The 25,238-nt window shown below is 53.5% G+C and carries 21 protein-coding genes and 6 tRNA genes; 6 read left to right on the top strand and 21 right to left on the bottom strand.

Features of this window, described 5'->3' with window-relative positions:
* Positions 1-11 precede the first annotated feature (11 nt).
* The gene (locus ACAF76_RS13560; RefSeq protein WP_421616800.1) at positions 12-1,364 is read right to left on the bottom strand and encodes an aspartate aminotransferase family protein; all 1,353 of its coding nucleotides are present in this window, start codon (positions 1,362-1,364) and stop codon (positions 12-14) included.
* 145 nt (positions 1,365-1,509) lie between these two features.
* Between ACAF76_RS13560 and ACAF76_RS13565 the strand changes: the two genes are divergently transcribed.
* Positions 1,510-3,063 carry a PucR family transcriptional regulator gene (locus ACAF76_RS13565; protein WP_421616801.1) on the top strand — a complete coding sequence of 518 codons (1,554 nt, stop codon included), beginning with the start codon at positions 1,510-1,512 and terminating at the stop codon, positions 3,061-3,063.
* Here ACAF76_RS13565 and ablB read toward each other — a convergent pair whose 3' ends face one another.
* Positions 3,064-3,909, bottom strand: coding sequence for a putative beta-lysine N-acetyltransferase (ablB, locus tag ACAF76_RS13570; RefSeq protein WP_421617916.1), 846 nt, complete (start codon positions 3,907-3,909; stop codon positions 3,064-3,066).
* Positions 3,910-4,250: 341 nt separating this feature from the next.
* Here ablB and ACAF76_RS13575 point away from each other — a divergent pair, with 341 nt between their 5' ends.
* Positions 4,251-4,982, top strand: a complete 732-nt coding sequence (locus tag ACAF76_RS13575) for a glycerophosphodiester phosphodiesterase (RefSeq protein WP_421616802.1) — start codon at positions 4,251-4,253, stop codon at positions 4,980-4,982.
* Positions 4,983-5,087: 105 nt separating this feature from the next.
* On the opposite strand, the gene ACAF76_RS13580 is transcribed toward ACAF76_RS13575, so the two are convergent.
* Together ACAF76_RS13580 and ACAF76_RS13585 are read right to left on the bottom strand one after the other, a co-directional pair.
* Positions 5,088-6,059, bottom strand: coding sequence for a TIGR01212 family radical SAM protein (locus ACAF76_RS13580; RefSeq protein ID WP_421616803.1), 972 nt, complete (start codon positions 6,057-6,059; stop codon positions 5,088-5,090).
* 147 nt (positions 6,060-6,206) lie between these two features.
* Positions 6,207-7,100 carry a PhzF family phenazine biosynthesis isomerase gene (locus tag ACAF76_RS13585; RefSeq protein ID WP_421616804.1) on the bottom strand — a complete coding sequence of 298 codons (894 nt, stop codon included), beginning with the start codon at positions 7,098-7,100 and terminating at the stop codon, positions 6,207-6,209.
* Between the two features lie 164 nt (positions 7,101-7,264).
* Between ACAF76_RS13585 and ACAF76_RS13590 the strand changes: the two genes are divergently transcribed.
* The 3 genes from ACAF76_RS13590 (at position 7,265) to ACAF76_RS13600 (ending at position 9,407) form a co-directional block, all read left to right on the top strand.
* Positions 7,265-8,122, top strand: coding sequence for a manganese catalase family protein (locus ACAF76_RS13590; RefSeq protein ID WP_421616805.1), 858 nt, complete (start codon positions 7,265-7,267; stop codon positions 8,120-8,122).
* A gap of 125 nt (positions 8,123-8,247) precedes the next feature.
* Positions 8,248-8,544 (top strand): helix-turn-helix domain-containing protein, encoded by a 297-nt coding sequence (locus ACAF76_RS13595; RefSeq protein ID WP_400162144.1) that lies wholly within the window; start codon positions 8,248-8,250, stop codon positions 8,542-8,544.
* Between the two features lie 44 nt (positions 8,545-8,588).
* Positions 8,589-9,407, top strand: coding sequence for an IS3 family transposase (locus ACAF76_RS13600; protein ID WP_400162159.1), 819 nt, complete (start codon positions 8,589-8,591; stop codon positions 9,405-9,407).
* A 220-nt stretch (positions 9,408-9,627) separates the two neighbouring features.
* Here the strand turns inward: ACAF76_RS13600 and ACAF76_RS13605 are convergent.
* The 6 genes from ACAF76_RS13605 to ACAF76_RS13630 all read right to left on the bottom strand — a co-directional run bounded on the left by ACAF76_RS13605 (position 9,628) and on the right by ACAF76_RS13630 (position 10,151).
* Positions 9,628-9,704 (bottom strand) — tRNA-Arg (locus tag ACAF76_RS13605).
* Between the two features lie 10 nt (positions 9,705-9,714).
* Positions 9,715-9,788, bottom strand: a tRNA-Cys gene (locus ACAF76_RS13610).
* A gap of 9 nt (positions 9,789-9,797) precedes the next feature.
* A tRNA-His gene (locus tag ACAF76_RS13615) sits at positions 9,798-9,873 on the bottom strand.
* Positions 9,874-9,892: 19 nt separating this feature from the next.
* Positions 9,893-9,966: transfer RNA gene (locus ACAF76_RS13620), tRNA-Trp, on the bottom strand.
* A 1-nt stretch (position 9,967) separates the two neighbouring features.
* Positions 9,968-10,044 (bottom strand) — tRNA-Met (locus ACAF76_RS13625).
* A 16-nt stretch (positions 10,045-10,060) separates the two neighbouring features.
* Positions 10,061-10,151, bottom strand: a tRNA-Ser gene (locus tag ACAF76_RS13630).
* Positions 10,152-10,352: 201 nt separating this feature from the next.
* On the opposite strand from ACAF76_RS13630, the gene ACAF76_RS13635 reads away from it, so the two are divergent.
* Complete coding sequence (locus ACAF76_RS13635) at positions 10,353-11,039, top strand: endonuclease/exonuclease/phosphatase family protein (RefSeq protein ID WP_400164058.1); 687 nt, start codon at positions 10,353-10,355, stop codon at positions 11,037-11,039.
* Here the strand turns inward: ACAF76_RS13635 and ACAF76_RS13640 are convergent.
* The 11 genes from ACAF76_RS13640 to ACAF76_RS13690 form a co-directional block, all read right to left on the bottom strand.
* Positions 10,993-12,477: an alkaline phosphatase family protein gene (locus ACAF76_RS13640; protein WP_400164059.1), complete on the bottom strand. Its 1,485-nt coding sequence runs from the start codon at positions 12,475-12,477 to the stop codon at positions 10,993-10,995. The two genes, ACAF76_RS13635 and ACAF76_RS13640, sit on opposite strands and share 47 nt — an antisense overlap.
* 121 nt (positions 12,478-12,598) lie before the next feature.
* Positions 12,599-14,098, bottom strand: coding sequence for a S41 family peptidase (locus ACAF76_RS13645; RefSeq protein ID WP_400164060.1), 1,500 nt, complete (start codon positions 14,096-14,098; stop codon positions 12,599-12,601).
* Positions 14,095-16,095 (bottom strand): S-layer homology domain-containing protein, encoded by a 2,001-nt coding sequence (locus ACAF76_RS13650; RefSeq protein WP_400164061.1) that lies wholly within the window; start codon positions 16,093-16,095, stop codon positions 14,095-14,097. The genes ACAF76_RS13645 and ACAF76_RS13650 overlap by 4 nt, the downstream gene beginning before the upstream one ends.
* A 56-nt stretch (positions 16,096-16,151) precedes the next feature.
* Positions 16,152-17,267, bottom strand: coding sequence for a Nif3-like dinuclear metal center hexameric protein (locus ACAF76_RS13655; RefSeq protein ID WP_400164062.1), 1,116 nt, complete (start codon positions 17,265-17,267; stop codon positions 16,152-16,154).
* The gene (locus ACAF76_RS13660) at positions 17,243-17,980 is read right to left on the bottom strand and encodes a tRNA (adenine(22)-N(1))-methyltransferase (RefSeq protein ID WP_400164063.1); all 738 of its coding nucleotides are present in this window, start codon (positions 17,978-17,980) and stop codon (positions 17,243-17,245) included. Before ACAF76_RS13660 ends, ACAF76_RS13655 begins: the two co-directional genes overlap by 25 nt.
* A 140-nt stretch (positions 17,981-18,120) precedes the next feature.
* On the bottom strand, positions 18,121-19,260 hold the full coding sequence (locus tag ACAF76_RS13665) for an acyl-CoA dehydrogenase (RefSeq protein ID WP_400164064.1): 1,140 nt from the start codon (positions 19,258-19,260) through the stop codon (positions 18,121-18,123).
* 150 nt (positions 19,261-19,410) lie between these two features.
* Positions 19,411-20,322: a hypothetical protein gene (locus ACAF76_RS13670; protein ID WP_400164065.1), complete on the bottom strand. Its 912-nt coding sequence runs from the start codon at positions 20,320-20,322 to the stop codon at positions 19,411-19,413.
* A 92-nt stretch (positions 20,323-20,414) separates the two neighbouring features.
* Complete coding sequence (gene rpoD / locus ACAF76_RS13675) at positions 20,415-21,533, bottom strand: RNA polymerase sigma factor RpoD (RefSeq protein WP_400164066.1); 1,119 nt, start codon at positions 21,531-21,533, stop codon at positions 20,415-20,417.
* Between the two features lie 35 nt (positions 21,534-21,568).
* The gene (gene dnaG / locus ACAF76_RS13680) at positions 21,569-23,437 is read right to left on the bottom strand and encodes a DNA primase (protein WP_400164183.1); all 1,869 of its coding nucleotides are present in this window, start codon (positions 23,435-23,437) and stop codon (positions 21,569-21,571) included.
* A 192-nt stretch (positions 23,438-23,629) separates the two neighbouring features.
* Positions 23,630-24,466, bottom strand: a complete 837-nt coding sequence (locus tag ACAF76_RS13685) for a pyruvate, water dikinase regulatory protein (RefSeq protein ID WP_400164067.1) — start codon at positions 24,464-24,466, stop codon at positions 23,630-23,632.
* Between the two features lie 11 nt (positions 24,467-24,477).
* A complete protein-coding gene (locus ACAF76_RS13690; protein WP_400164068.1) occupies positions 24,478-25,122 on the bottom strand; it encodes a helix-turn-helix transcriptional regulator in 645 nt (214 codons plus the stop codon).
* Positions 25,123-25,238 lie beyond the last annotated feature (116 nt).

Raw genomic sequence — 25,238 nt, forward strand, 5'->3', positions numbered from 1 at the left:
GTTCCCCCCTTCTAGTCAAGCAATCCTTGCTGCTGCAAGTCATCGTGGACAGCGATCACCGCTTCCTTCAAGATCGCCAGCAGCTCGTCAATTTCTTCTTTTGTGATCGTAAAAGGCGGTGAAACGATGATGGAATCACCGGCTACACCTTCCAGACCGCCAACCGCCGGATAGATGATCAATCCCTTTTCCAGACATTTGGCGATCACGCGTGCTGCAACGCCCACTGTCAACGGAAATGCCTCCTTGCTCGCCTTGTCACGCACGAACTCCACCCCGCAGAGCATCCCCAGCCCGCGCGCTTCCCCGATCAAAGGCAGTTCGCTGGCCAGTTGCCTAAGCCCGGACAGCAGATATTCTCCCTGCTCGGCCGACTTCGCGATCAGACCGTGCTTTTCGATATAGCGCAGGACCGCCAGAGAGACTGCGGCAGACTGCGGGTTGGCGCTGTACGTATGGCCAGCCATGATCTCTCCGCTGCCGTTGGCGATCGTCTCAATGATCTCGTCTGTGACCATCGTTGCCGCCATCGGCGTATAACCGGCGCTCATCCCTTTGCCCAGCGCCATCAGGTCGGGGACGACTCCCCAGTGGTCGACACCAAAGGCCTTGCCGGTGCGACCTACTCCGGTCATTACTTCGTCGGCGATAAACAGCACCTCGTACTGATTGCATATTTCGCGAATTCTCTGGAAATAACCATCCGGAGGAACGACGGCTCCACCCGATGCGCCGATGACCGGCTCGGCGATAAAGGCTGCGACCTGATCCGGACCGAGGCGCAATATCGCCGTCTCCAACTGGTTGGCACAGGCGAGCGCGTATTCTTCCATCGTCATTCCGCTCGGCATGCGGTACGGGTACGGAGCTACAATCTCCGGATAATCGGCCAGAAGCGGCACAAAACGCTTGCGGCGCAGAACGTGGCCCGACATGGACAAAGCCCCCATCGTTATCCCGTGGTAGCTCATCCAGCGCGAGATGATCCGGTTTTTCGTCGGTCTGCCTTTTTCCTGCCAGTATTGGATCGCAATTTTTTGCGCGGTTTCCGTCGCCTCTGATCCGCTGCTGACAAAAAACGACCAGTTGAGTGAGCCGGGAGCCCATGACGCCAGTTTTGCGCCCAGCTCCTCCACAGCCGCACTGCTGAAGTGCGAGCGATAGGCAAAAGACACTTCCTTGGCTTGCGCATACATCGCTTCCGCTACTTCTTCCACGCCATGGCCGATGCTGACAGTGACAGCACCGCCACAGCCATCCAGGTACCGTTTTCCGTTCTGGTCGTAGAGATAAATCCCTTTTCCATGCGCAACAGAGGGATATGTTTTTCCCAGCACGGGTTTGATTACATAGCTTCTTGTCATGGACGCCACCTCTTTCTACCTCCATCCTATCTGACAGGGGCATATTCGCCATCCGACCGGGTGGCAAAAAAACATGGATTGAAGACGAAATCTTTTGTACATTTTGTATAAGAGATCGTAATTCATCCGACAGGAGTGGTTTTCCATGACCATTACCATCCGCGAGGCCCTGCAGCTTCCCGACATGGTGCAGACGCGGCTGATCGCCGGAGCAGGCGGACTCGACAACCCGATTCGCTGGGTGACGATCGTGGAAGTGCTGGAAGACGCCAGCCGCTTGCAGGAAGGCGAGTTTTTGATTACCACCGGTTTTGGACTCGACGGCGACGAGGAGCGCATCGCTTCCTTTATCCCCAGGCTCGCCAGGCAAAAACTGAGCGGCGTCGCCATCCATACCGGCTTTTACCTGCGTGAAATCCCTCCGGCGTTTATCCAAATGGCGGACGAGCATCGCCTGCCGTTGATCGAAATTCCCGTGGAAATCAATTTCTCCACGATTACCAGGGCCATTTTGCAGCCCATCGTCAACAAGCAATTCGAAACTCTCGCCTACTCGCAGGCGATTCACAATCAGATGATCGAAGCGGCATTGTCAAAAGGGGGGTTGCGGGCGATCGTAGCGGAGCTGGCAGCTCTTACAAGCGGTTCAGTCACGCTGCTGGATGCGCTCGGTTTTGAGGTTGTCCAGGACGGAACCGAGACAGAGAGGGCAGAGACTGGAGTGGAGACTTATTCGCATGCCATTCCGATCCGCGCCAACCGTGAGCATTACGGTACATTGACACTTCGCAAGCCGCAGGCACTATGGCGGGAACTGGACGATGTGGCACTGCAGCACGCGGCTACCCTGTGTGCCTTTGAATATGTAAAAGAACGTGCCGTCTCTGCGACAGAATGGCGACTGAAAGGGGATTTCGTAGAGGAGTTGGTAAGTGGCAAACACATGAAGCAGGAAGAGCTGGAAAGCCGCTGCCGGATGCTCGGCTATCCGTTGCAAGGGCCACACCTGGTCGTCGCCGCACAGGCGACTGGCAGCGGGGCTGTCGAGTCCCAGGAGCTGCACCAGAGCGCGATCACCCTGATGCGCCGGCTATGCGACCGAAAGCAGCGCTCCTATCTGCTGCGCGAACGCCCGCACCTGCTATTGTTCATTTTGCCAGATGACGGGGCGAGCATGCAGATCATCAGACAGTTTTCTGACCACTGGCAGCAGCTTTACCCCGAGCAGGAAATTCACCTGGGACTGAGCAATCCGCATGCCCAGTTGACACAAATCGGGGCGGCTGCAGAGGAAGCGATGTTTGCCTTGAAGGCGTATCCGTTTTTGGCCAAGCCTCCAGCACTGCTTCGTTTTGGCGACATGCGCGGCTACCAGTTTCTCTTTCCCTACCATCGCGACCAGAAGAGTTTGACCGCGCTCTGGAAGCCCCTGCTCGATCCGCTCATCCGCTACGACAGCAAACATCATCAGCAACTGCTGGAGACGCTGGAGACGTATTTGGCCCACAACGGAAACGGGTTGCAGACGTCCCAGGCGCTCTACATCCATCGCCACACGCTGAAGTACCGCCTGACGCAGATCGAGGAAAAAACGGGCTGCCGGCTGGAAGAGGCGCATCAGCGCTGGCAGCTTCACCTCGCCTTGATGGCGCGCCGCCTGGAAGCGCAGCTTTATCCGGGCACCGTGAGAAGCAAGTAATCAGTCCCGGACTGGTCGCAGCGGTTTTACCCAGATGTTCATGTCCTCGTAGCCGGAGTAAATCGTGCAGTTGTTGATCAGGCGGCCGCGGTAGGTGTACCCCATCTTCGCCGCTGTGACGTTCATTCCTGCCGACTGCGCCCGTGTCAGCGTATACAGATAGTAAATGCCCATCGCTTCCATTTTTGCTTCCAACGCCTGAAAAATCGGTTGCAGCAGCCCTTTTCCGGCATGGTCCGGATCGGTCGCGCAATCCGTCATTTCGGCTGAGCCAAAGCGCGCGGACACCTCCGCCGAAGCAGCACAGGCAATCGCTTTATCCCGCTCTGCCACGATATAGCACGTGCCTTCCTGCATCGTCTTGCGAATGTAGACAGGATCATCCATCGGAGTCGGATAGGTAGCAAAGACGCGTGCGTACAGGGCTGCCAACTCTTCGGCGTCTGCCTCCGTCGCCTCCCGCAAGCGGTACTCGGGAGGCAATTGCTTGTCGCCTCCTGCTCCCGCCTTGGACAGACTCAGGCGCACATTCTCCTCAGCCAGTTCAGGAGCGCTGGAGGTTGCCCGCTGCTCGCTCAGATAGAGAGAGAGCATATGCGCATTTACTCCCCGAAAAAACCCGTCGATCCTGCCTTCCAGCACGTAACCGAGGCTTTGCCAGTTTTCCACGTCCGCTTTTTTGCCGTACACGATAACTTTGTCAGCACCCGTCTCCCGCGCCTGTTGGCGCATGAGCTGATCCAGGGCTGGAATTGTCTTCGGGTCGTACTGATGCAGCTTGACCCTTTTGTTGTGCAGGTCCAGCACAAGGTCTTCTGCATCCAGCAGCTTGTTGAGGTCGATCATTTCCATCATCTCCTCCCTTCCTCCATTGTATCGTCTTCTCGGATGGCGTCATCATCCATTCTGTACAAAATGCACGCTCTCGTTTTTCGTTTTTTCGAGCGCATCTGCGCACCAGGCTCATAGAATACAGGTAGGGAAATGCCGATAAGGAGGCTTTTGTTAAATGACTTTTTCCGCAAACCAAGACTTCGTGCTTGTGCTGGTGCTGTTTGTGCTTTTGGTCATCGTGCTTTGCGCATGTTTGTAAAGCCTTTCACTTTGGGTCCCTCGTCAACGGTGGAAATGGGGGGCTTCTTACATATGCATGTAAAGAGGAAGCAAGGGAAAGGAGGAAGCCTCAGATGCCCCCTCTCGTCTACGCACATCGCGGTGCCTCCGGTCTCTATCCGGAAAATACGATGGAAGCCTTTCTCGCTGCCGAAAAAAAACGGGCAGACGGTATTGAACTCGATGTACAGCTAAGCCATGACGATAAACTGGTTGTCATCCACGATCATTTGCTGGATCGCACCACCAATGGCAGCGGTTTGGTACGCCAGACCACCTGGGCCAGCCTGCGCAAGCTGCGCGCAAACCAGGGGCATACTCACCGCTTTCCACATGCCCGCATCCCTTCTTTGCGCGAGGTTTTGCACCGTTTTGCCGACTCCAAGCTAAAACTTATTATCGAGATGAAAAACCTTTTGACTCCCCAGCCAGGCATGGAACAGAAGCTGATTGCCCTGATCCGCCATTACGACCTGACAGAGCGAACGGTGATCTCCTCTTTTAACTTCGACAGCCTGTCCCGCATCAAACAGATCGATCCGCTACAGACAACCGGGTTGCTCTATATCGGCTCCCTGCCAGCGCCGTGGGAAGTAGCGGCTCGCTACCAGGCGAACCAACTGCATATTCCCCAGGACCAGTTGACGCCCGACCTCGTCCACCAGGCGCAGGCACATGGCTTTCCCGTCATCGGATGGACGATCAACAGCGAAGCGGAAATTCGCGATGCCATCCGTACAGGCGTCAACGGCATTATCACGAACTACCCGGGACGCGCCCGCAAAATCTTGCGCAGCCGCAGATAGGCTAGGAAGTACCGGAGCATGACGGCGTCAGAAAGCTGCTGCCGATCACGACAATCAGCAAAAAACCTCAGGACATTCCTGAGGTTTTTGTACGACTGCATACTTTCACTTGGCCTTGGGAACAAAAAATTTCCCTTGCCAGCTATTGCGGCGTTTCAATTCGGCGTCGATGCCGTTTAACACCACCCATTTCTTGCGGCTCCACATCGGACCGATCAGCAAATCAGAAGGACCGTCACCAGTCACGCGGTGGACGATCATCTCAGGCGGCAACATTTCCAGCGTGTCTACGACGAGTTTGATGTACTCTTCTTGCGACAAAAAATCCAGCAAACCCGCCTCGTGCTGCTTCACCATCGGGGTCTTGCGCAGCAGATGGAGCAGATGAATTTTAATTCCTTGCACGTCGAGATGGGCCACCGCATCAGCCGTCTGCATCATCTCTTCATGCGTTTCTTGCGGCAGGCCGTAAATGATGTGGGAGCAAATGCGGATATTGTGCTTGCGCAGCTTCTCCACTGCTTTCAGATAACATTCGTAGTCGTGGGCTCTGTTAATCAGGCGGGCGGTATGCTCGTGGATCGTTTGCAACCCGAGCTCAACCCACAGGTAGGTCCGTTCGTTCAGCTCAGCGAGGTATTCCACCACGTCATCCGGCAGACAATCCGGCCGCGTCGCAATCGACAGACCGACGACACCCTCCTGCTGCAAAATCACTTCGTACATCTCGCGCAGCTCCGCCACCGGTGCATACGTATTGGTATACGCCTGGAAAAAGCCAAGATATTTGGCGTCCGGCCACTTTTCATGCATCCTGTTTTTTACATCGTGAAACTGACGCTGCAGATCCATCCGCCTGTCACCGGCAAAATCCCCCGAACCGCGAGCGCTGCAAAACGTACAGCCCCCTGTCGCTACTTTTCCATCTCGGTTAGGGCAGGAAAAGCCGCCGTCGAGCGGTACCTTGAAGATTTTTTCCTGAAACGTCTGCCGCAGATGGTAGTTCCATGTATGAAAACGCTTGTCTCCCCACATGTACGGGGTTTCACTGTTGGCTACATCGATTGCCTGTTTCATGGTATTGCGCCCTCCTTGTGGCAGATGCGTGTTCCTTCTCTTCTCCAGCCACATCTGGGTAGATGACAGCATTCATCTTGTCATTGTACCAAGCGAGGAGCGTTTTTGCCACGTTCAAAAGCAGGCAATGCTGCGTGCTGACTTGCGCTACGGGATGACGGCGAATTCTTTTACAAATACGGCCTGGCCGCTAATTTCAATCCCGAGCGTCTCGTTTTCTTTTGCGACCGTGACAAAAACCCGTCCGTCTTTTCCTATTTCCTGGCCTTGTTCGACGACAAGCTGCCGGGAATCGGCAAACTGGCGGTCGATGTAGGTGGCGTAGTAGGCGCCCATCACACCGGAAGCAGTGCCTGTCACCGGGTCCTCGACTGTCCCTGAAAACGGCGAGGAGAAATGGCGCGCGTGCATATCTGCGTTTGCATCCATCGTTTCCAGACAAAAAGGATGTACGGAAGCCTTCGGCATTTCTTGCAAAATCGATGGGAATTGTTTGTTATCAGGCTTCATTCGTGAAAAAGCATCGAGTCCTTTTAGCGGAATCAGCAATGTCCAGATACCTGTACTTCCGTATACAATCGGCAATTCATCGTGAAGATCAGCTTCCGCAAGCCCGATGGAATGTGCCAAAGCCTCTCTGGAACCGGCAAATTCGCGAAACTGCGGAGATGCTTGTTTCATCGTAATCTGAATCTCGCCATTCGCGTCTGTGTGGATCCGGATTGGCAACACACCCGCCTTTGTCTCGATCGTAAGTTCCGTCTTGTCAGCGAGCAGCCCTTTTGTTTTCAGTGCAAACATCGTCGCCATCGTCGCATGGCCGCACAGATTGACTTCGTGTCCGGGGGTAAAGTAGCGGATGCCCAGGTCGGCTACTTGTGACTGTACGGGAAACGCTGTTTCATTAAAACCTACTTTGTTTGCGATTTCCTGCATTTCTCGCTCGGTCAGATCGTCCCCGTACAGGACGACACCCGCTGGATTTCCCTTGTTGGGATAAATGCTGAACGCTTCGTAGTGGTACACCGTAATGGATTTCATATGTCCTCCCGCCTTCTCGATTGCCTTTCTTTCGACTATACCAAAAAATTCGCATGCATTGTGGCGATTTGCATATCCGCTGTAAGTGAGAATTCACACATGCACAGAACAGACTGCCGATCATATATTGCTTAGGATGAATGCCCATAGAGGAGCTGAGGCGAATGTTTTTCCACATTAAAGAATTGCAATACCAGGCAAAGCCCGAACGGCCGGATCCGTTGTTTGCGAAGAAGCTGCAAGAAGTTTTGGGTGGACAATTCGGTGAAATTACGGTCGCTATGCAGTATTTGTTTCAAGGCTGGAATCTCCGGGGAAACGGGAAGTACAAGGACTTGCTCATGGATACCGGGACAGAGGAACTGGCGCATATTGAAATGCTTGCGACGATGATTGCCCGATTGCTGGATAATGCACCTGTCGGAGATCTTGAGGAAGCGGCAAAAGATCCTGTAATCGGAGCAATACTCGGGGGGATGAACCCGCAGCATGCCATTGTGACCGGTCTCGGGGCTGCGCCAACCGATAGCGTCGGATACCCGTGGAATGCCCGTTATACCATTGCAAGCGGAAATTTGCTAGCAGATTTCAGAGCCAATCTGAACGCCGAATCTCAGGGGCGGCTGCAAGTATGCAGATTGTATGAAATAACATCGGACAGAGGCGTGCGCGACATGCTGGCTTGGCTCATTGCCAGGGATACGATGCACCAGAATCAATGGATGGCCGCTATTGCGGAATTGGAGGAAATGGAAGGAAAGGTCGTACCCAGCACGTTTCCAAGGAAATTGCAGAAGGAGGAAGTGGCCTATACACTGTTCAATTTCTCCCGCGGAAACGAAAGCGCAAAAGGCAGATGGGCTCATGGTCCAAGTATGGATTGCTGCGGAACATTCAACTACGTCGCAAACCCTCAACCGCTGGCTCCAGAGCCTCATCTCCCTCCGGCGCCTCCGTATATTTTTGATACGCCCCCCGGTGTAGTATCCGGAAAAGGTCCTGCTGTCCCGCCCTGCTATTGATGCAAGTTTACACGCAGGCCGTGCGCAAGAAGACCCTCGCCAGCCATCGTGAAGTGCACCCCTTAAAGTAGACATTGGAAAAACCCCTAGGGAAATCCGATGTATCTTTAGGGGGTGCATTTTTCATGGCAATCAAAGGACAAAAGTTTAAGTCGTATTCGGAAGAAATGAAGATAGAGGCGATTCGTTTACATGTACAAGAAAAATGGACATATCGCCAAATTACTGAACACTTCCAAATTCAAGATAAAGATCGAGTAAAAAGCTGGATGCGAAAATATCGACAGCTTGGGGAGTTTGGACTCCTCGATCAACGTGGGAGGCGCAAAGAGTATATCGACCAGAGTCGGTACGTTCAAAAACTGGAACGGGAGAATGAAATGCTAAAAAAGTGTTTGGAAATCTGGAAACCGGAGGTGTAAGTAGGAAGTATCGCATTATTGAAAGAGTTGCATCGCTGTACACTGTGACAGAGCTTTGCAAGGTTCTGGGGGTCTCGAGAAGCGGATATTATCGTTATTTGGGACGGAAACATATGAACCGGGATCGTGAGATCAAACTGCAGATTCAAGCCATATATACGCAGCGAAAAGGAATTTACGGTTATCGGAGGATAAAAGAAGAGCTGCTACGGCAATACAACAAACGAGTGAATCACAAAAAGGTATTGAAAATCATGCAGGGGCTTGGGATCAAGGCCATCATTCGGCGTAAGCGCACCTATCGTAGTACGTATCAGGTCGCTGAAGCGACTGGTCGTGTTGCCAATAATCTGTTACAACGTGACTTTACCGCAGATAAACCAAATCAGAAGTGGGTCACCGATATCACTCAATTTCGTATTGGAGATGAGCGATTGTTCCTCTCCGCAATAAAAGATTTATACAACAATGAGATTGTGGCTTACCATATGAGTTTACGAAATGACAATGCATTAGTCCTCGAGACGTTTAAGAAAGCTTTTGAAATGCAAAAGGACGTGACCGGACTGATCGTTCACAGCGATCAGGGATTCCAGTACACGTCCCATGCGTACCATGACATGCTGCCTACGGTTGGCGCCCAAATCAGCATGTCCCGTAGAGGCAATTGTTTAGACAATGCCTCTATGGAGAGCTTCTTTTCCCATCTCAAGGTGGAAGCACTCTATCCTTATGATATACGAAGCTTAGAAGAGGCACAAAGGCGAATTGAAGAATATATCCGTTTCTACAATGAGGAACGGATTCAAATCAACCTAAAAAAGCTAACGCCTGTAGAATACAGGCGTCAACTTGCGGCCTAGCGGCCGGGTTTTTCTTACTGTCTACAAATTGGGGTCTTGACCAATCGGCCAGTGAGGGTTTTTCTATTTTCGTGTCGTAATTATGTTTCTGAGGTCATGGCACGTCAAAGCAAGGACGACCGTACCACCCTCCGGGAACGGGATGAATGAAGATCGCTACTCATTAAGGAGACAGAAAAAAGCAAAAAACCGCCTGTTCGGCGGCTCAATTATGCAAGTATGGCGTCCCAGGAGAGATTCGAACTCCCGACCGACGGCTTAGAAGGCCGTTGCTCTATCCAGCTGAGCTACTGGGACAAGATCGAGATGGAGGGAGTACCCGGATTCGAACCGGGGGTGAAGGTTTTGCAGACCCGTGCCTTACCACTTGGCTATACTCCCGCAATACAATGGGGCGATCGATGGGACTTGAACCCACGAGTGCCGGAGCCACAATCCGGTGCGTTAACCCCTTCGCCACGACCGCCATGATGTTTGATTGTCTTTGGCAGGGGCAGTAGGAATCGAACCCACACCAAAGGTTTTGGAGACCTTCGTTCTACCGTTAAACTATGCCCCTCTGGTAGCGGTGGAGGGGATCGAACCCCCGACCTTTCGGGTATGAACCGAACGCTCTAGCCATCTGAGCTACGCCGCCATGCAGGTAATAAAAGTGGCGGAGAGTGAGGGATTCGAACCCTCGCTACGCTTGCGCATACTAACGGTTTAGCAAACCGTCCCCTTCGGCCTCTTGGGTAACTCTCCGTGATTGTTTATTTTGGTTTCAAATCGTGAAACCTATGTAACTGAACCATGTATTTCCCAGTTTATCTTGTAGAGGCGACGAATTCCAATATAGCATAGGTTAAAATGAAAAGCAACAGGAAATCCTAATAAATTGCTGTCTCGCGGGACGAGGATGCGTTTTCTCCAGTGTACCCGAATCCATATTGCAAAGGAAAGACCATGATACGAATTGTAAGCTACAACATTCACAGTGGACGCGATTTGTTTTGGCGCAAACGACTGAGGCAAATGGCCGAAACCTTGCATGCGACCCAGGCAGATGTGATCTGTTTGCAGGAGGTCCATCAAAACAGCAAATTTGGCAACCAGGCCGATTACTTGGCGAGTGAGCTGCAATACAACATGAGCTTCTCGCCAAGCATCGGGCTAGGTGACGGAGCGTACGGGAATGCACTGCTTACCCGACACCCCGTATTGCACAGCCGTTCGCTTCCTTTGCCCGCGAGGCGTGAAAAGCGCACCTTGCAGGAAGTGACACTTCGCTGGAAGGAAACGACTATTCTCATCGGCAATACGCATTGTAGCCTGTTTGCCAGCTCCCGCAACACCCAGCTTCACTTGCTGCGCGCGTGGGCACAGAAACAGGGGAAAACTTCACCGTTGCTGTTGCTGGGCGACTTCAATTCCTCTGCAGTTTCACTTTCTCCGCCATTGCAGGACTGCGCCGTACAAATGGGGAAAGAGCAGCAGTCCACACTGCCCTCTTTCAAACGCCGGCTTGATTACGTGTTCGCTTCGTCCCACTGGCATGTTCTCGATTACAAGGTCGTACGCGTTTCGTGGTCGGATCATCTGCCGATCATCGCGGAACTAGAGCTGTCTCAATCCCCAGCTCCTGAAGGATAAAAGCCGAGATGTCGACGATCCGTGCAGGAGTCGGAAAACTGCGGGATGCCCCTGCAATCAGCAAGGGCACCAGCGAATCCTGTTTGTGCAAGGACCCATGGCTGCCTCCGCCCGGATGGGTCGGGGCCAGTTCGGACAGAAACTGATAGCTGGGCGCAGCTGTCACCGCCACCACTTCGCATGTCTGGGCAAACAAGGCTCCGTACAGACGGGAAAAGGCATCCGGATAGGTGGAGAACTGCAATTCTCGCCCATTTCCCCGAACGTCCAGCACCTCCAGCTCGCCTTCCACTCCCCATGTCACGCCATGGATGTCTGTCCAAGGTCCGTTGCGCCAAAAACGGAGTGTTTTCCCCGTCCCGCCCTGCCTGACCACGACCTGCTCCCCTTCCTTCCAGGCGATCAGGTCAATCCGCTGGTCATGCGACAGATCGTCCACAATCTTTCCCATCACGCCTGCTTGCAGCGGATACAGGTACGACATTCGCTCATTGTTGCAGATGACCAGTTCACAGTCAGGGGAGACTTGCTCTCCCAGACGCAGAACCGAAAACCGCGAGAGCAGCTCATCCAGCGAAATCGTATACTCCTCGCTCTTGCCGATCACGGTCTGGCCATGGTCGCTTACGAGTATGCACACGTTGCGCTCCAGCATCTGCTCCCAGGAATCAAAAAAATCGAGAAAGCGGACGAGCTGCTTGTCCACATCCGCCAGATGGCTGACGGCTTCATGCGGTGTCCGGTGCAGCTTGTGGTCGTTTTCCGGCATGTACACGAGGGTAAAATCCGGCTGCTTTCCGCTTCGCAATACCTCGAGCAAAACATCGATGGCGTGGGTGTCGTTAACCCCATACCCCTCGATAATTGACTGGGAGGCGTTCCAGGTAATCGTACGGAAAAGGTCGGGTCGCACCAGTGTCCCCAGACTCATTATCGTCGGACCGCTCACTTTTCCTTTCAGTCGAAAGCCGGTTACAGCATCCAGCAAGGGCGGTATGTGAACCTTGTGCTTTTTGTGACCGCGATGGGCAATGACATTGATAGAGCCGGAGACGAGCCCCTGCTCTTCTACGATTTCGTGAATGGTTTTGACATCACGGTTCAGATGCCGTTCGTTGAGATCAAACAGAACATTGCGCGCGCATTGGGCGATCCCGAGTTTTTGCACGGGGAGCGAGCCGTTGATATAGTTGACCATCTGTTTCATTTCCGGATCATACCAGACCAGGCCGGGAACCTTGTGCTGATCCGGGTATACGCCTGTGATCAGCGAGCAGTCGATGGAAGCGGTCATCGTCGGAAAGACTGTCGTACAATCGGCAATGTACTGTCCATGCTCCATCAAAAACTGCATTCCCGGCGCCTTTTTCTCGGCGATACACGCTTCCAGCACATCTGGCATCATCGAGTCAATCAAAAACAAAATCACCTTTTTCACGCTCTTCCCCCCCTACGCCTGTCGATACTGCTACCGCTTAGGGTTCGATGGAATGCGGGAAGCTATTCACCCGGGCAAAGAAAGCCCCCTGTCAGCCGTTGCCAACAGGGGGACTGCATGCTTATTTTGATGTGTAGGAAAGCGTAATCTCGCCATTTTTGTTTTGCAGTTGCAAGGACGGATTCGCTTCCAGATACGGGGCCAGCCGGACGTACTCCAACAGCCCGATATCGGCTGCACCGATCAGTTCGGCCAATACCGCTGCACGCACTTCCAAGCCGTCCACTCCTTCCCGGAAGACAGGATGAACCGTTGGAAACGGGATACCGTTGATCACAGTGTCTCCGTCCCGGTCACTGATCTCCCAGGAGCGAATTCCGAGCGAACGCAGCGCCGCGACCACTTGCGCACCATCGTCCTCGACCATCAGATCAGGCTTCAGACCCACATGGTTGACTACCGTCCGTTTCGGGGTGAAATATTCGTTGAGCGTCAGCTTCAACGCATCCCCTCCGGACAGCAGCAGCACTTGCTGGGCACTTCCTTTTCCGTATGTCGTGGTACCTACCAGTTCGGCAATCCCGTGATCCCGCAGTGCTCCCGAGAGCAGCTCGGATGCAGAGGCAGAGCCTCCGTTGACCAAAATTCGCACCGGAACGCCAATATCGCGGCCATTTCGCACCCATGTCTCGACTTCCACTCCGTTGCGGTTGGTCGTGTACATCAGGATGCCTTCCTCCATGAACAGCCCGGCAATGTCGCGAGCAGCAGAGAGATAGCCGCCTCCGTTGTCCCGTACATCGAGGACCAGTCCGGTCAGCGGTGTTCCTGATTTGGAAAACGCATTGAGCGCATCCTGCATCTGGTACACAGCATCAGAGCCGAATGTCTCGAGCCGGATATAGCCGATGCCGCCCCGGTCAAACATCTCCCCGACGGCTTCCGGCAATGTCATCAGCGCACGCTGCAGCTTTACTTCCAAATACCGATCCTCGGAAGGGCGGTATACTTTCAGCAGCGACTCGCTTCCTTCTTCGCCCCGCAAGTACAGATAGGCTTCTTCCAGGGTCTTGTCAGCGAGGGATTCACCGTCGACTTCCACAATCCGGTCCCCTCGCTGAAGAGGCGAAGCGGATGCCGGAGATTCCGGAACGATTTCACGTATGATAAAGCTGCCTTCCTGTATGCGCAGGCGGAAGCCAAAACCGACGAACTGGTTTTCTACACTCGATTGGAAAAACAGCAAATCCTGCTCTGTGAAAAAGGTAGTGTGCGGGTCGTCCAGTGATGCCAGCATCCCTTCGATCGCCCAGCCGTTGATGACGGAATCGTCCCACCCTCCAAGCCGTTTCCATTCCTGGATCCGGGTCCGCAGATCCGCCAAGGTGTCGTCCTGCGCCCTGACGGCAAGCCGCATATTTTTCTCCTTTTCAGCCATATCGCGAATATGCTGCAAAGCGCCTTGTACGAGCTGGCTTTCCTGCGGCTTGCTCAGATGGCTTTCCAGGACGTGGCGGAAAACCTCCTCCGTCTCGGCGAAGGTGGCCGCTTTCGCGAAGTCGGGAAGAACCAGTGAAAAGGCGATTATGACCGCGGCAAGCCATTTCATCCATCGTTTCATCGTCTCACCTCATTTCCAAGCTGTTCCGGTTTTTTCACCTGTATCTCGGCACGGTAATCGTAGCTGTCCGTTCCCGTGCTGACCACGTAAGTCCCACCCTCGTACACTTCTTCATACCGCCAGAAATGCTGGACAATCATGTCCGACTCCCGGTCGATGTAGTACTTGTTGACGTACAGCGGGACGTGCTCGACCTTTCCTTTGACGAGCCTCACGTTGCGCGCCTTCTCCTCCAGAGCCGTCCGCGGAATCCATTCCGTGATGACGTCATACGGACCGTACGATTGCAGGTAATAGCGCGCGTTGAGTTGGCGAATCCGCTCGCTCGGCGTGAGGGAGCCGACCCACTCGTAGAGATATTCGTCCGAATCCGTGCGGTACGGCTTCCAGCTATCGGCCTCGGGATCGTACGTGTACTGAATCTTTTTATCCAGGTCGGTAAAGGCCTCCATCTTCTCCAAAATCGGCTTGTACGGCGATTGCATATAGCCCGAAGTAAGGCTGACCCGCTTCGACTGGTCCACGTCTTGCGTGTACTTGAACAAATAGCCGTTGAGCATCGATTCGCCCTCCACCCTGAAGGACGGCGCCCTTTTCAGGCGGCGCATGCTGTAGGCAAGGTCAGTCGCAATCGAATCCTGCTTCTTCAGCGATTCGAGGTCTTGCTGCAGCAGCGTGAGCAGTTGCTGCATGCGCTTGTCAGAAGAATGCGGTTTTACCGAAGCGACCAAATTCTCCGCCAGCTCCCGTTCTCCCTGCTGGAGCAAATAATACGTTTCGTTCAGCAGCGCTTCCGGATGGGTAGACGAAAAAGTGTGATATCGCTTCAAGGCATCTGCGAGCTGCCCGTTTTTCACTTCAAGAGCCGCCAAATAAATGGACAGCGCCTCCCACTCTTTCGTTCCTGGCTTTGTTTTTTTCTCGTAGCTGGCCAGACGCTCCAGGATGGGGGCAAACTGTCCGGGATCCCCGTTGCCCAATTGCAAAGCGAGATCGTATACATTCGCAGACAACAATTGCAATGTATCCGGCAAGATCAGCTTGTCGGCAAAATAGGCGTCGATCGCCCGGAACGCTTCCTCCAGATTCTCGGCCACATCGACATGCGGGTCCCAGCTCAAGTAATAATGGATACCAACCCGATTGGAAAAGTCCGATTTTTCCAACTTGCGCAAATCGGCAAAGGTTTGCTCGGAATCCCACTGGTTGACAATATCGTTGACGGCGTCTACGTATAGCTGTTCTTCAGCTGTCTTGTTTTCCGCATACGTGACAAACAACGGGAAGATTTCCTCTACTTCCGGTATTACCGGATATTTGTAGCCATCGTAATCGAGCAGGGGCAAAATGGAATCTTGCAGCAAGTATTCGATCAGACGGTCCATCGCAACAGCTGCCTCTCCCCGTTTTAACGGGTCGTTGCGCTCGCCTTCCAGCCATCGCCACTTGCTGATCTCCTCCCAGGCGTATGTACTGTCCGTACCCATCGTAAAGATCATCAGCAGCTTTGCCGCCTCTTCCTGGGTAATCGGTTGGTTCGGGTTCATCTGCTCGCCGGGAAATACCGACTGGATCGCGTTGGGACCGTACATCCGGTCCAGCAATACGGATATCCGCAAGATCGGATTGTACATCCAGGTCAGTCGGTCCACGTCTTTATACGGCAGATAAGGAACGTCGAAGCCTTCCCCTTTTGACCATTCCGCATGTTCTGACAAAAGTGTGAGCGGATAGATCTGGTACTGTCCGCCGTAATAGACGCGGTCCAGCAAGACCAGAAACTCGGCTCGCGTCATATCCCGGTTGGGGTAAAACATGCGTGTGCCGTCGCCAGGTGAAAACAGTCCGTATTGAACGCCGCGAACAATTGCAGATTTGGCCCAATGCCTGTCGATGTCGACAAAGGGCAGTGGTGCTGCGGCTGCCGAAGCGATGCCGGGGACAAGCAAGCTGGCAGCCAGTATACCGCATGTTAAAGCCCGAATGATTTTTCGCACAAATGAATCCTCCTACAATTGCAGGTTGAACCGTCGGCACGTCCTGCGCTGGGTTCTTATACAAACACAAACGGGTCGGTGTGCACCTTGGATGTTGCCACTTCTGTCTCGTACCCGTTTTCTTTCAGTTGAGCGAGCAGGTAGTCCGCCAGTTTCTGCTTCATAATTTTTTCGATGTTGTGCCCGGCATCGATGATCGACAAGCCGTCAGCCTGGGCGTCGTGCGCCGTGTGGTACCCGATGTCGCCTGTCAGGTACACATCCGCCCCGCGAAAAATCGCCTTGGACACAAACGAACTGCCATCGCCACCGACGACTGCGACTTTTTTCACCGTGCGTTGCAAGTCGCCGACGACGCGCAGACCACCGAGCTGGAACTGCGCTTTGACCAGTTCTGCCAGTTCGCGCAGCGTCATTTCGTTCGGCAGCTCGCCGAGGCGGCCAATACCGTAGCCCGTTCCCGGCAGGTCGAGCGGAATGATGTCGTAGGCGACCTCCTCATACGGATGAGCCGCGAGCAACGCCTTGATCACCGCAGATTGGCGGGAAGCAGGCAAAACGAGCTCCAGCCGCACTTCCTCGACCTTTTCCAGTTGCCCTTGTTGCCCGATGTACGGATTCGTGCCTTCATTCGGCAAAAAAGTCCCCGTTCCCTCGACCTGGAAGGAGCAGCAACTGTAATTCCCGACCGAACCGGCACCAGCCTGGCAGACTGCCTGAAAGACCGCATCGCGATGCGACTGCGGCACGTAGACGACCAGCTTCTTCCAGGCGTCGCGGTGGATGACATCCAGCACCTCGACATTTTGCAGGCCGATTGCCTCTGCCAGCCAGTCGTTGATACCGCCGACCGCCACATCCAGATTGGTGTGGGCTGTGTATACCGCGATGTCGTGCTTGATCAGTTTTTCGAATACGCGCCCTGCCGCCAGATCGGTGCGGATATGCTTGAGCGGCCGATAGATGACAGCGTGGTGGGCCACGATCAGGTCGACGCCTTCCGCGATCGCCTCATCTACGACCGACTCGAGCACATCCAGCGCCACCATGACTTTCTTTACTTTCTTTTGCAGCGTCCCGACGTGCAGGCCGATTTTGTCCCCCTCCATCGCCAGCGACTTGGGAGCCAGTCGTTCGACGTACTGAATTACGGTTTGTCCATGTGCAAGCATGCGATCACCTCATCGATCCATTCGATTTCTTTTTGTATCTGCTGCATCCGTTCTGCGGCTTCCGGCTTGTCGGAGCGCTCCAGCGAGGACAGCACCTTCGTCCACTTCTCTTTTTCACGCTGCCATTTTTCGCCCAGCAGCGGCTGTTTTTCCGCCCATAAAAACGGACCTAGACGGAGCAATTCCTCGCGCGATCGCTGTTGCCCCTCGTACGGGAGTGCCGCTTCTCCGGGCGTCGCTACGAGGATTTCGTAAATAATCCCGTCCTCCTGCAATATCGATTCCGCGACAAGCTGCCAGCCGTTCTGCAAAAACCAGCGGCGTACCAGCTCCTCGCCGACATTCGGCTGGAGAATCAGGCGCTGCACTCCCTCCAGCTTGTCAATCCCCGCCTCGAGTATCGAAACGATCAACTGCCCGCCCATTCCAGCGATGCAGACGACATCCGCCTCGCCCGGGGCAAGAACGGCCAGTCCGTCTCCCTTCCGCACCGATGCGCGGTCGCGCGCCCTAGGCAAAGCATCTATCTGTTTACGGGCAGCCTGATACGGGCCTTCGTTCAGCTCCCCGGCAATCACATAGCTTGCGATCTCTTCTACAAGCAAATAAGAAGCCAACAACGCATGATCCGATCCGATGTCGGCGACGCGGGCTCCTTTTGGACAATAGCGGGCTATTGTTTGCAGCCGCTTCGATATGGTTACCAATCCCATGATCCCTTCACCTTCCGTTCCTATATTTTACCCTATTTAGCGCCAATTGCCCAATGCTAAATCCCCTATATTCACTGTCATTTCACGACAAAATCCCCGCCATTTCACTGGCAGGGATTTCTTTGATGCCGCTTATTCGTTTAACAGCCGATTTCGCGTGCGATCACGTTGCGCAAAATTTCTGACGTTCCTTCCCCGATCTCCAGCAGCCGGGCGTCGCGGAAGAAGCGCTCTACCTGGTACTCGCGCATGTAGCCGTAGCCGCCGTGGATCTGGATCGCCTGATGCGTCACCGACATCGCCACCTCAGAGGCGTACAGCTTCGCCATCGCCGCTTCTTTGGTAAAGCGGCGGCCTTGGTCTTTCAGCCAGGCGGCCTTGTAGACCATGTTGCGGGCCAGTTCAATCTGCATCGCCATATCCGACAGCTTGTGCTGAATCGCCTGGAAGTGGCTCAGCCTGTTGCCAAAGGCAGTCCGCTGCTTCGCATACTGCAGCGCCTTTTCGTAGGCAGCCTGGGCAATCCCGACCGCCATCGCGCCGATGCCGATCCGCCCGCCGTCGAGTGTCATCAGGAACTGCTTGAAGCCTTCCCCACGCTTGCCCAAAATATTTTCCTCGGGGATGCGCACGTCTTCGAGGATCAACTCTGTCGTATTCGAGCTGTGCAAGCCGAGCTTCTCGTAGTTGGCTACGACGGAAAAGCCAGGTGCATCCGTCGGAACGATAAAGGCGGTGATTCCCTTTGCTCCCATCTGTTTTTCCGTGACCGCGGTCAGTGCGACGAAAGAAGCGTACGAGGCATTGGTGATAAAACATTTCGACCCATTGATTACCCACTCTCCGCCATCCAGAACTGCGGTGGTGCGCGTGCCGCCCGCATCGGACCCGGCGTTTGGCTCGGTCAGGCCGAATGCGCCAATGCTTTCGCCCGAGCAGATTTTGCTCAAATACGTGCGCTTCTGTTCTTCCGTGCCGAACAGGTGCAGCGGTGCGCCCCCCAGCGAAATATGCGCCGAATAGGTAATCCCCGTCGAACCACAGGCGCGGCTTAACTCCTCGACGACGATCGCAAAGCTGATCGTGTCTGCTCCCCCGCCGCCGTATTCTTCGGGAAAGGGCAGGCCCATCAGGTTCAGGTCGGCCAGTTTGGCCAAAACATCCTGCGGAAACGCTTTCAAACGATCCCGTTCATCAGCACCCGGTGCTACTTCCGCGTCGGCAAATTCGCGGATCATCTGCTTGATCATCTGCTGTTCCGAGGTTAAATCGCAATGCATGAAATCCCCTCCTCACAATACACGTGCTTGGCATACACAACATTCAAAATCGACTGAGCGTTTGTTCAGTTTGTGTTTCCATTATACACCAGCCGTGCCTGGTTTATCTACACAAAAAAACACGCCGCATATTTGGCGTGTTTTTTGTTGCTACAGTCGCAGCCAGCTATACCAATAGCCTCTGGTCAGGAAAAAGTAGACCGAGGAGATGAACACTTTGATAAACAGCAAAAGCTGAATCAAATCCCGCATCGCTTCCGGGATGTACAGCGACTGGATTTCCGCCCCGAAAAAGCACAGCAGTCCACAGACCGCAAATACGCCCGACCATTTGGGGCTGGAGCGGTGCATCAAAAAGGCAACGCCGGTCAGCATGCAGGCAAGCGGCACCCAGTACAGCTCTGAACGCCACCACGTGTATTCGTCAGCCACCCGCTCTGTCGTCGCCACACCGTACAGCAAGGCCAGCCCGAGCATCCCGCTGTAGAGCAAATACGAGTAACCAAAGAAAAACGCACTGCCACACGCCAAGACGCATAGTACGCCCAGATACAGCAGGATGACAGCCAGCGATCCGCCTAGCTGGATGATGCAGAAAATTCCGCCCCAGACGGTAATGAGAAAGAAAAGCCCTAAAAAAAGATGGGTCAACGGCGGTGCTGATTTGCGGAAAACAATCGCCAATATGTAAAAAACAAGGGAAAAACAGGTAAATATGGCAATTTGCATTGAGGTTTGAAAACGGTTAAAATGAAAAGCAAGCAAGATCAATCCGGCGATGACCAACGCTCCGAGGAGCCAGCCCAGGATCAATTTTCCAGTCACAGGCGAGACTTCTCTCTTCACGTAGACGTACTCGGTCGTCTTTTTGCCTGCATTGCCAGACGCTGCTGCAGCAGGTGCCCCCTTCTTTTTGTTCCGGCTTGTCGCCGCAGGGTCGGAGGCTCGCTCTCCTTCTGTGTACAAGTTCAACAGGAAGATGCAGTAATGTTCGGGCAGCAGGTGGTTGCGCCGCCAGTTTTCAATTTCTGCAATGATCGTTCGCTTGCGCTGGTCTTCCAACGCGGCCCCTCCTCTATCCGTGACACCGATGTCACACAAAAATAAAAGCCTACGTCGGCTGTAACACGTAGGCCACCCATTATTAGTATCGGTTACTCCAGGAAATCTTTTAAGCGCTTGCTTCTGCTGGGATGACGAAGTTTACGCAGCGCTTTTGCTTCGATCTGACGGATCCGCTCACGAGTAACGCCGAATACTTTTCCCACTTCCTCCAAGGTGCGTGTACGACCGTCATCGAGACCAAATCGCAGTCGCAGCACATTCTCTTCCCTGTCGGTCAATGTATCCAGCACATCTTCCAGTTGCTCTTTCAACAACTCGTACGCAGCGGCGTCAGATGGCTCCAAAGCGTCCTGATCTTCGATAAAATCTCCAAGATGGGAATCGTCTTCTTCTCCGATCGGTGTCTCCAGCGAAACCGGCTCCTGGGCAATTTTCATGATTTCGCGTACTTTTTCCGGAGTCAGATCCATTTTTTCCGCGATCTCTTCCGGCATCGGTTCACGGCCCAACTCCTGCAATAGCTGGCGGGAAACGCGAATCAGCTTGTTGATCGTCTCCACCATATGCACGGGAATCCGGATCGTTCTCGCCTGATCGGCAATCGCGCGGGTGATCGCCTGGCGAATCCACCACGTCGCGTACGTACTGAATTTGAAGCCCTTGCGATAGTCAAATTTTTCTACGGCTTTGATCAAGCCCATATTTCCTTCTTGGATCAAATCGAGGAACAGCATTCCCCGACCGACGTACCGCTTGGCGATCGATACGACGAGACGCAGGTTCGCTTCCGCCAGACGGCGCTTCGCTTCTTCGTCTCCTTGCTCGATCCGAAGTGCCAGTTTGATCTCCTCTTCTGCGGAGAGTAGAGGAACGCGGCCGATTTCCTTGAGATACATACGAACAGGGTCATTAATCTTGATTCCAGGAGGAACGGAGAGATCGTCGTAGTCGAATTCCTCTTCGTCTTTCAGATTCATCTCATGGACTTCGTCGTCGTCATCGCTTTCGTTGTTTATCTCGATACCTTGATCCCCCAGATATTCGAAAAACTCATCCATCTGATCCGAATCTTGCTCAAAACCGGCGAGGCGATTGGTAATTTCTTTAAACGACAACGCGCCCCGTTTTTTGCCTAGTTCAACCAACTGTTCCTTGACTTGTTCGATGGACATCGCTTCCATGTCAGAAGTGATATTTTGTTTGTTCATCTACTATCCCTCCTTCCCCGGGAATGATTATGAAGCTACCCTTCCTTTAAAGCATTTTCCAATTCAAGAATCTTCATCCCTGTAAAGGCTGCTTGCATTTCCAGTTGCTTGCGTGCATCGTCGCTGTCTGTTGCGGTGGCCTGAAGGTGTAAGTTCCGCTGCTCTTCGCGCAATCGTTCCAGTTCTGCACGCTTCGGGTAGTTATTCACTTGTTTGATGTAGTCGCCGATCTCTGTGTCAGATACGTCTTCCTTGCACTCCATCATGGCCAATCCCGAGGCTAATTGCTTTAAAGAATCATCTTGCAAATAATGAATGAATGTTCCAGGGTCCTCAGGGTTTCCCTCTGCGTAGTAGGCGTACAAGTAGGCGACCAGCGCATCGTGTTCGTCCACCTGAAACGGTGACGTACATTCCTGCTGGACGCGTGCAGCGATTGCCTGATCACGCATCATGTAATAAAGCAGCATTCGTTCTGCAGTGTAATAGGCAGGGGGTAAAGTTTTTGCGAGCGTACCTTTGCCATTATTTATACTATTATTCCATGCTGGCGCTACTTTATCCCTTTGGCGTTCAGTTTTTTGCATTCTGTAGACGCGTTTGGACTCCCACTTCAAATCGCTGAGGGAGAGGGAGTATTCTTCCGCCAGTTGCCGCTGGTACAAGTCCCTTTCCACCGGACTGTCCAGCTCGTTGATGATCTCCAGTGCTTTTGAGATCAGCCGGGCCTTGTCCGCCTCATCGTTTATTACGAACTGGCGGCGCAAATGTTTCAAGCGAAAAGCAGTCACCGGTACAGCCTGGAGCAGGATTTGCTGGGAAAAGCTCTCCGCTCCGTGCTGGCGGATGTATTCATCCGGATCCGTCCCCTGTGGCAGCGGAGCGATCCGCACGGTCAAACCCGCCTGCTGCAATATCTGAACCGCTTTGTTCGTCGCTTCCTGCCCGGCGAGGTCGCCATCGTAACAGATTACGACAGAGTCCACATTACGCCGTAGGATGCGAGCTTGTTGCTCGGTCAGCGCTGTTCCCAAGGTAGCAACGCCTTGTGTAAAACCAGCCTGCCAAGCGGACACAACATCCATGTACCCTTCAAACAGCAAAGCCTGCTTACGTTTGCGTATGTTCGATCGCGCACGATGTAAATTGAATAAGGTGTCACTTTTGCTGAAAAGCGGAGTTTCCGGGCTATTCAGGTACTTGGGCTGTGACTTTTGGCTTTTGTCCAGCAGACGACCGCCAAACCCGATTACTTGTCCCTGCGAATCGTGGATGGGAAACATGACGCGGCCGCGAAATCGGTCAAAAATCTTGCCGGCTTCGCTCTTCGCCAACAGCCCCGCTTCGACCATCTGATCCAGGGGAAAATCCCGTTTCTTCAAAAATTGCGTGACAAAATCCCAAGAATCAGGAGCAAATCCAATCTGGTACTCGACCAGTGTCTGCCGGGACAGCCCGCGCTGTGTGAGATACTTCATCGCATCCGCACCGTAAGGCGTCTCTGTCAGCACGTAATGGTAGAGCTTGGCTACATGCTCATGCGCTTTCAGCATGGTACGCTTCAACTGTTTTTCCGGCGATTCGGCTTCCTGCTTCTCGGCTTGTGTCACGGGCACTGCTATCCCGGCGCGATCCGCCAGCTTGTGCAGCGCTTCGGGAAAGGTCAGTTGCTCGATGTTCATTAAAAAGGAAAAGACATCCCCACCTGCACCACAGCCAAAGCAATGATAAAACTGTCGCTCTGCATTTACGTTGAAGGAAGGGCTCTTTTCGGAGTGGAACGGACACAGTCCAAGAAAGGCACGGCCGCTTTTTTTCAGTTGAACGTACTCTCCTACGACGTCCACGATGTCGACTGCCGCACGCACCTGACTGACAAATTCATCGGAAGTGGGCATCTTAATCCACCTTTATCGGAGATTACGGATGAGACTATAGTAATTCGTCAAAATTCGTCATTTTCCTTCCTGCATCCACACTCTTTTTCTTCATCTACTACTTTTCCACATTTTTTCAAGCAATAAACGCCGACGTAGTGCTTGCGGCACTTGCCCTACTCACTTTTCTACAAAAAACGTCAAAACCCTTCTTTTTTCCTACTTGTCTTTTCCACGCAGCTGGTTTTTTCGAATCATCGCCAAAATGATGTTCGCCGTCTCCTCTACTGCCTTGTTCGACACGTCGATGACCGGGCAGCCGAGGCGTTGGATAATTTTTTGCGAGTAAGCCAGCTCCTCGTTGATCCGCTCCATGTTGGCGTAATTCGCCTGAGCCGTAAGTCCTAGTGCTTTTAGCCTTTCCGTGCGGATGCTGTTGAGCTGCTCGGGATTGATCGTCAGCCCGATACACCGCTCCGGCGGCAATTGAAACAGCTCCTCTGGCGGTTCTACCTCAGGGACGAGCGGTACGTTCGCCACTTTCAGGCGCTTGTTGGCAAGGTACATCGAAAGCGGTGTCTTGGATGTGCGCGATACCCCGATCAGCACGACGTCAGCCCGCAACAAGCCACGCGGGTCGCGTCCGTCGTCATACTTGACGGCAAACTCGATGGCATCGACCTTGCGAAAATACTCTTCGTCCAGCCGGCGCACCAGGCCAGGTTTGCCAGTCGGCGGTTCCTGCAGCATGTCTTGCAGCGTATGCATCAATGGCCCCATCACGTCGATTGCAGGAATACCGTACTTGGCTGTCTGCTCCCGGATGTAGGCGTTCAGTTCTGGGATTACCAGTGTAAACACAATCATCGCTTTCGCTTCGCGGGCGGAGGCGACAATTTCATCAATCGATTCCTTGTCTTCGATGTACGGATACTTCTGTACGTCAATCAAAAAGCGGTCAAACTGACTGGCTCCTGCGCGAACAACGAGTTCGGCTGTTTCCCCGATGGAGTCTGAGACCACGTAGATGAGTTGACCTTGTTGGCTTTCTTGCATCGTTTCTCCTCCTACACTTTCGGTTCGCTGCCCAATTCAACAAATGCTTTGGCGATTGTGGTCTTGGTCACGCGGCCTGTCAGTTCCATGCTCTTCGGATCTTTTTCGCTTGGCCGGACGACCGGCAGAGAATCGATCTGAAAATCGATCAGCTTTTTCGCTGCGTCGAACAAGGTGTCCTCGGGAGCACAAGTAATGATATTCGGCATCCGAGACATGATGATGCTGACTGGCACATCCTCCAGCGTCTTGTTGCCCAGGGAAGCGCGCAGCAGGTCCTTGCGGGAAACCACTCCTGCCAGATAGCCTTTCTGATTGACGACAAAGAGTGTGCCCACATCCTCGAGAAACAGGGTCACAATCGCATCGTACGCAGAGGCCGACTCGGCGACGACGATAGGCAGTGCTTTGTAGTCATTGACGATCAGTTTGTGCAGCCGCTCGCTGATCACCGATCCGGCCTGTCTGCCCGCATAAAAGTAACCGACCCGCGGTCTGGCCTCCAAATAGCCAGACATCGTCAGGATCGAAAGGTCGGGACGCAGGGTTGCTCGTGTCAAATTCAGCCGTTCCGCAATGTGCTCCCCGGTAATCGGCCCCTCGTCTTTTACGATCTGTAATATCTGCTCTTGGCGCTTGGTAAGCTCGATGATCAATCACCCCGGTTCTATCCTGATACCTCTTCCTAGTATTACTCTACTCGCCGCAAGATTCCTTCTTTCGCGGGAAAAAAGCTGCCTTCCGTCGACAAATCGACGAAAAACAGCTTTTT

This window comes from Brevibacillus sp. TJ4 (assembly GCF_044627595.2).
Taxonomy (GTDB): Bacteria; Bacillota; Bacilli; order Brevibacillales; family Brevibacillaceae; genus Brevibacillus.

Coding starts and splice junctions, on each gene's coding strand:
- ACAF76_RS13655 (WP_400164062.1), bottom strand. CDS start 17,267: ATGCTTGCACATGGACAAACCGTAATTCAGTACGTCGAACGACTGGCT.
- ACAF76_RS13660 (WP_400164063.1), bottom strand. CDS start 17,980: ATGGGATTGGTAACCATATCGAAGCGGCTGCAAACAATAGCCCGCTAT.
- ACAF76_RS13585 (WP_421616804.1), bottom strand. CDS start 7,100: ATGAAATCCATTACGGTGTACCACTACGAAGCGTTCAGCATTTATCCC.
- ACAF76_RS13565 (WP_421616801.1), top strand. CDS start 1,510: ATGACCATTACCATCCGCGAGGCCCTGCAGCTTCCCGACATGGTGCAG.
- ACAF76_RS13685 (WP_400164067.1), bottom strand. CDS start 24,466: ATGCAAGAAAGCCAACAAGGTCAACTCATCTACGTGGTCTCAGACTCC.
- ACAF76_RS13665 (WP_400164064.1), bottom strand. CDS start 19,260: ATGCATTGCGATTTAACCTCGGAACAGCAGATGATCAAGCAGATGATC.
- ACAF76_RS13635 (WP_400164058.1), top strand. CDS start 10,353: ATGATACGAATTGTAAGCTACAACATTCACAGTGGACGCGATTTGTTT.
- rpoD (WP_400164066.1), bottom strand. CDS start 21,533: ATGAACAAACAAAATATCACTTCTGACATGGAAGCGATGTCCATCGAA.
- ACAF76_RS13645 (WP_400164060.1), bottom strand. CDS start 14,098: ATGAAACGATGGATGAAATGGCTTGCCGCGGTCATAATCGCCTTTTCA.
- ACAF76_RS13580 (WP_421616803.1), bottom strand. CDS start 6,059: ATGAAACAGGCAATCGATGTAGCCAACAGTGAAACCCCGTACATGTGG.
- ACAF76_RS13560 (WP_421616800.1), bottom strand. CDS start 1,364: ATGACAAGAAGCTATGTAATCAAACCCGTGCTGGGAAAAACATATCCC.
- ablB (WP_421617916.1), bottom strand. CDS start 3,909: ATGATCGACCTCAACAAGCTGCTGGATGCAGAAGACCTTGTGCTGGAC.
- ACAF76_RS13590 (WP_421616805.1), top strand. CDS start 7,265: ATGTTTTTCCACATTAAAGAATTGCAATACCAGGCAAAGCCCGAACGG.
- ACAF76_RS13595 (WP_400162144.1), top strand. CDS start 8,248: ATGGCAATCAAAGGACAAAAGTTTAAGTCGTATTCGGAAGAAATGAAG.
- ACAF76_RS13575 (WP_421616802.1), top strand. CDS start 4,251: ATGCCCCCTCTCGTCTACGCACATCGCGGTGCCTCCGGTCTCTATCCG.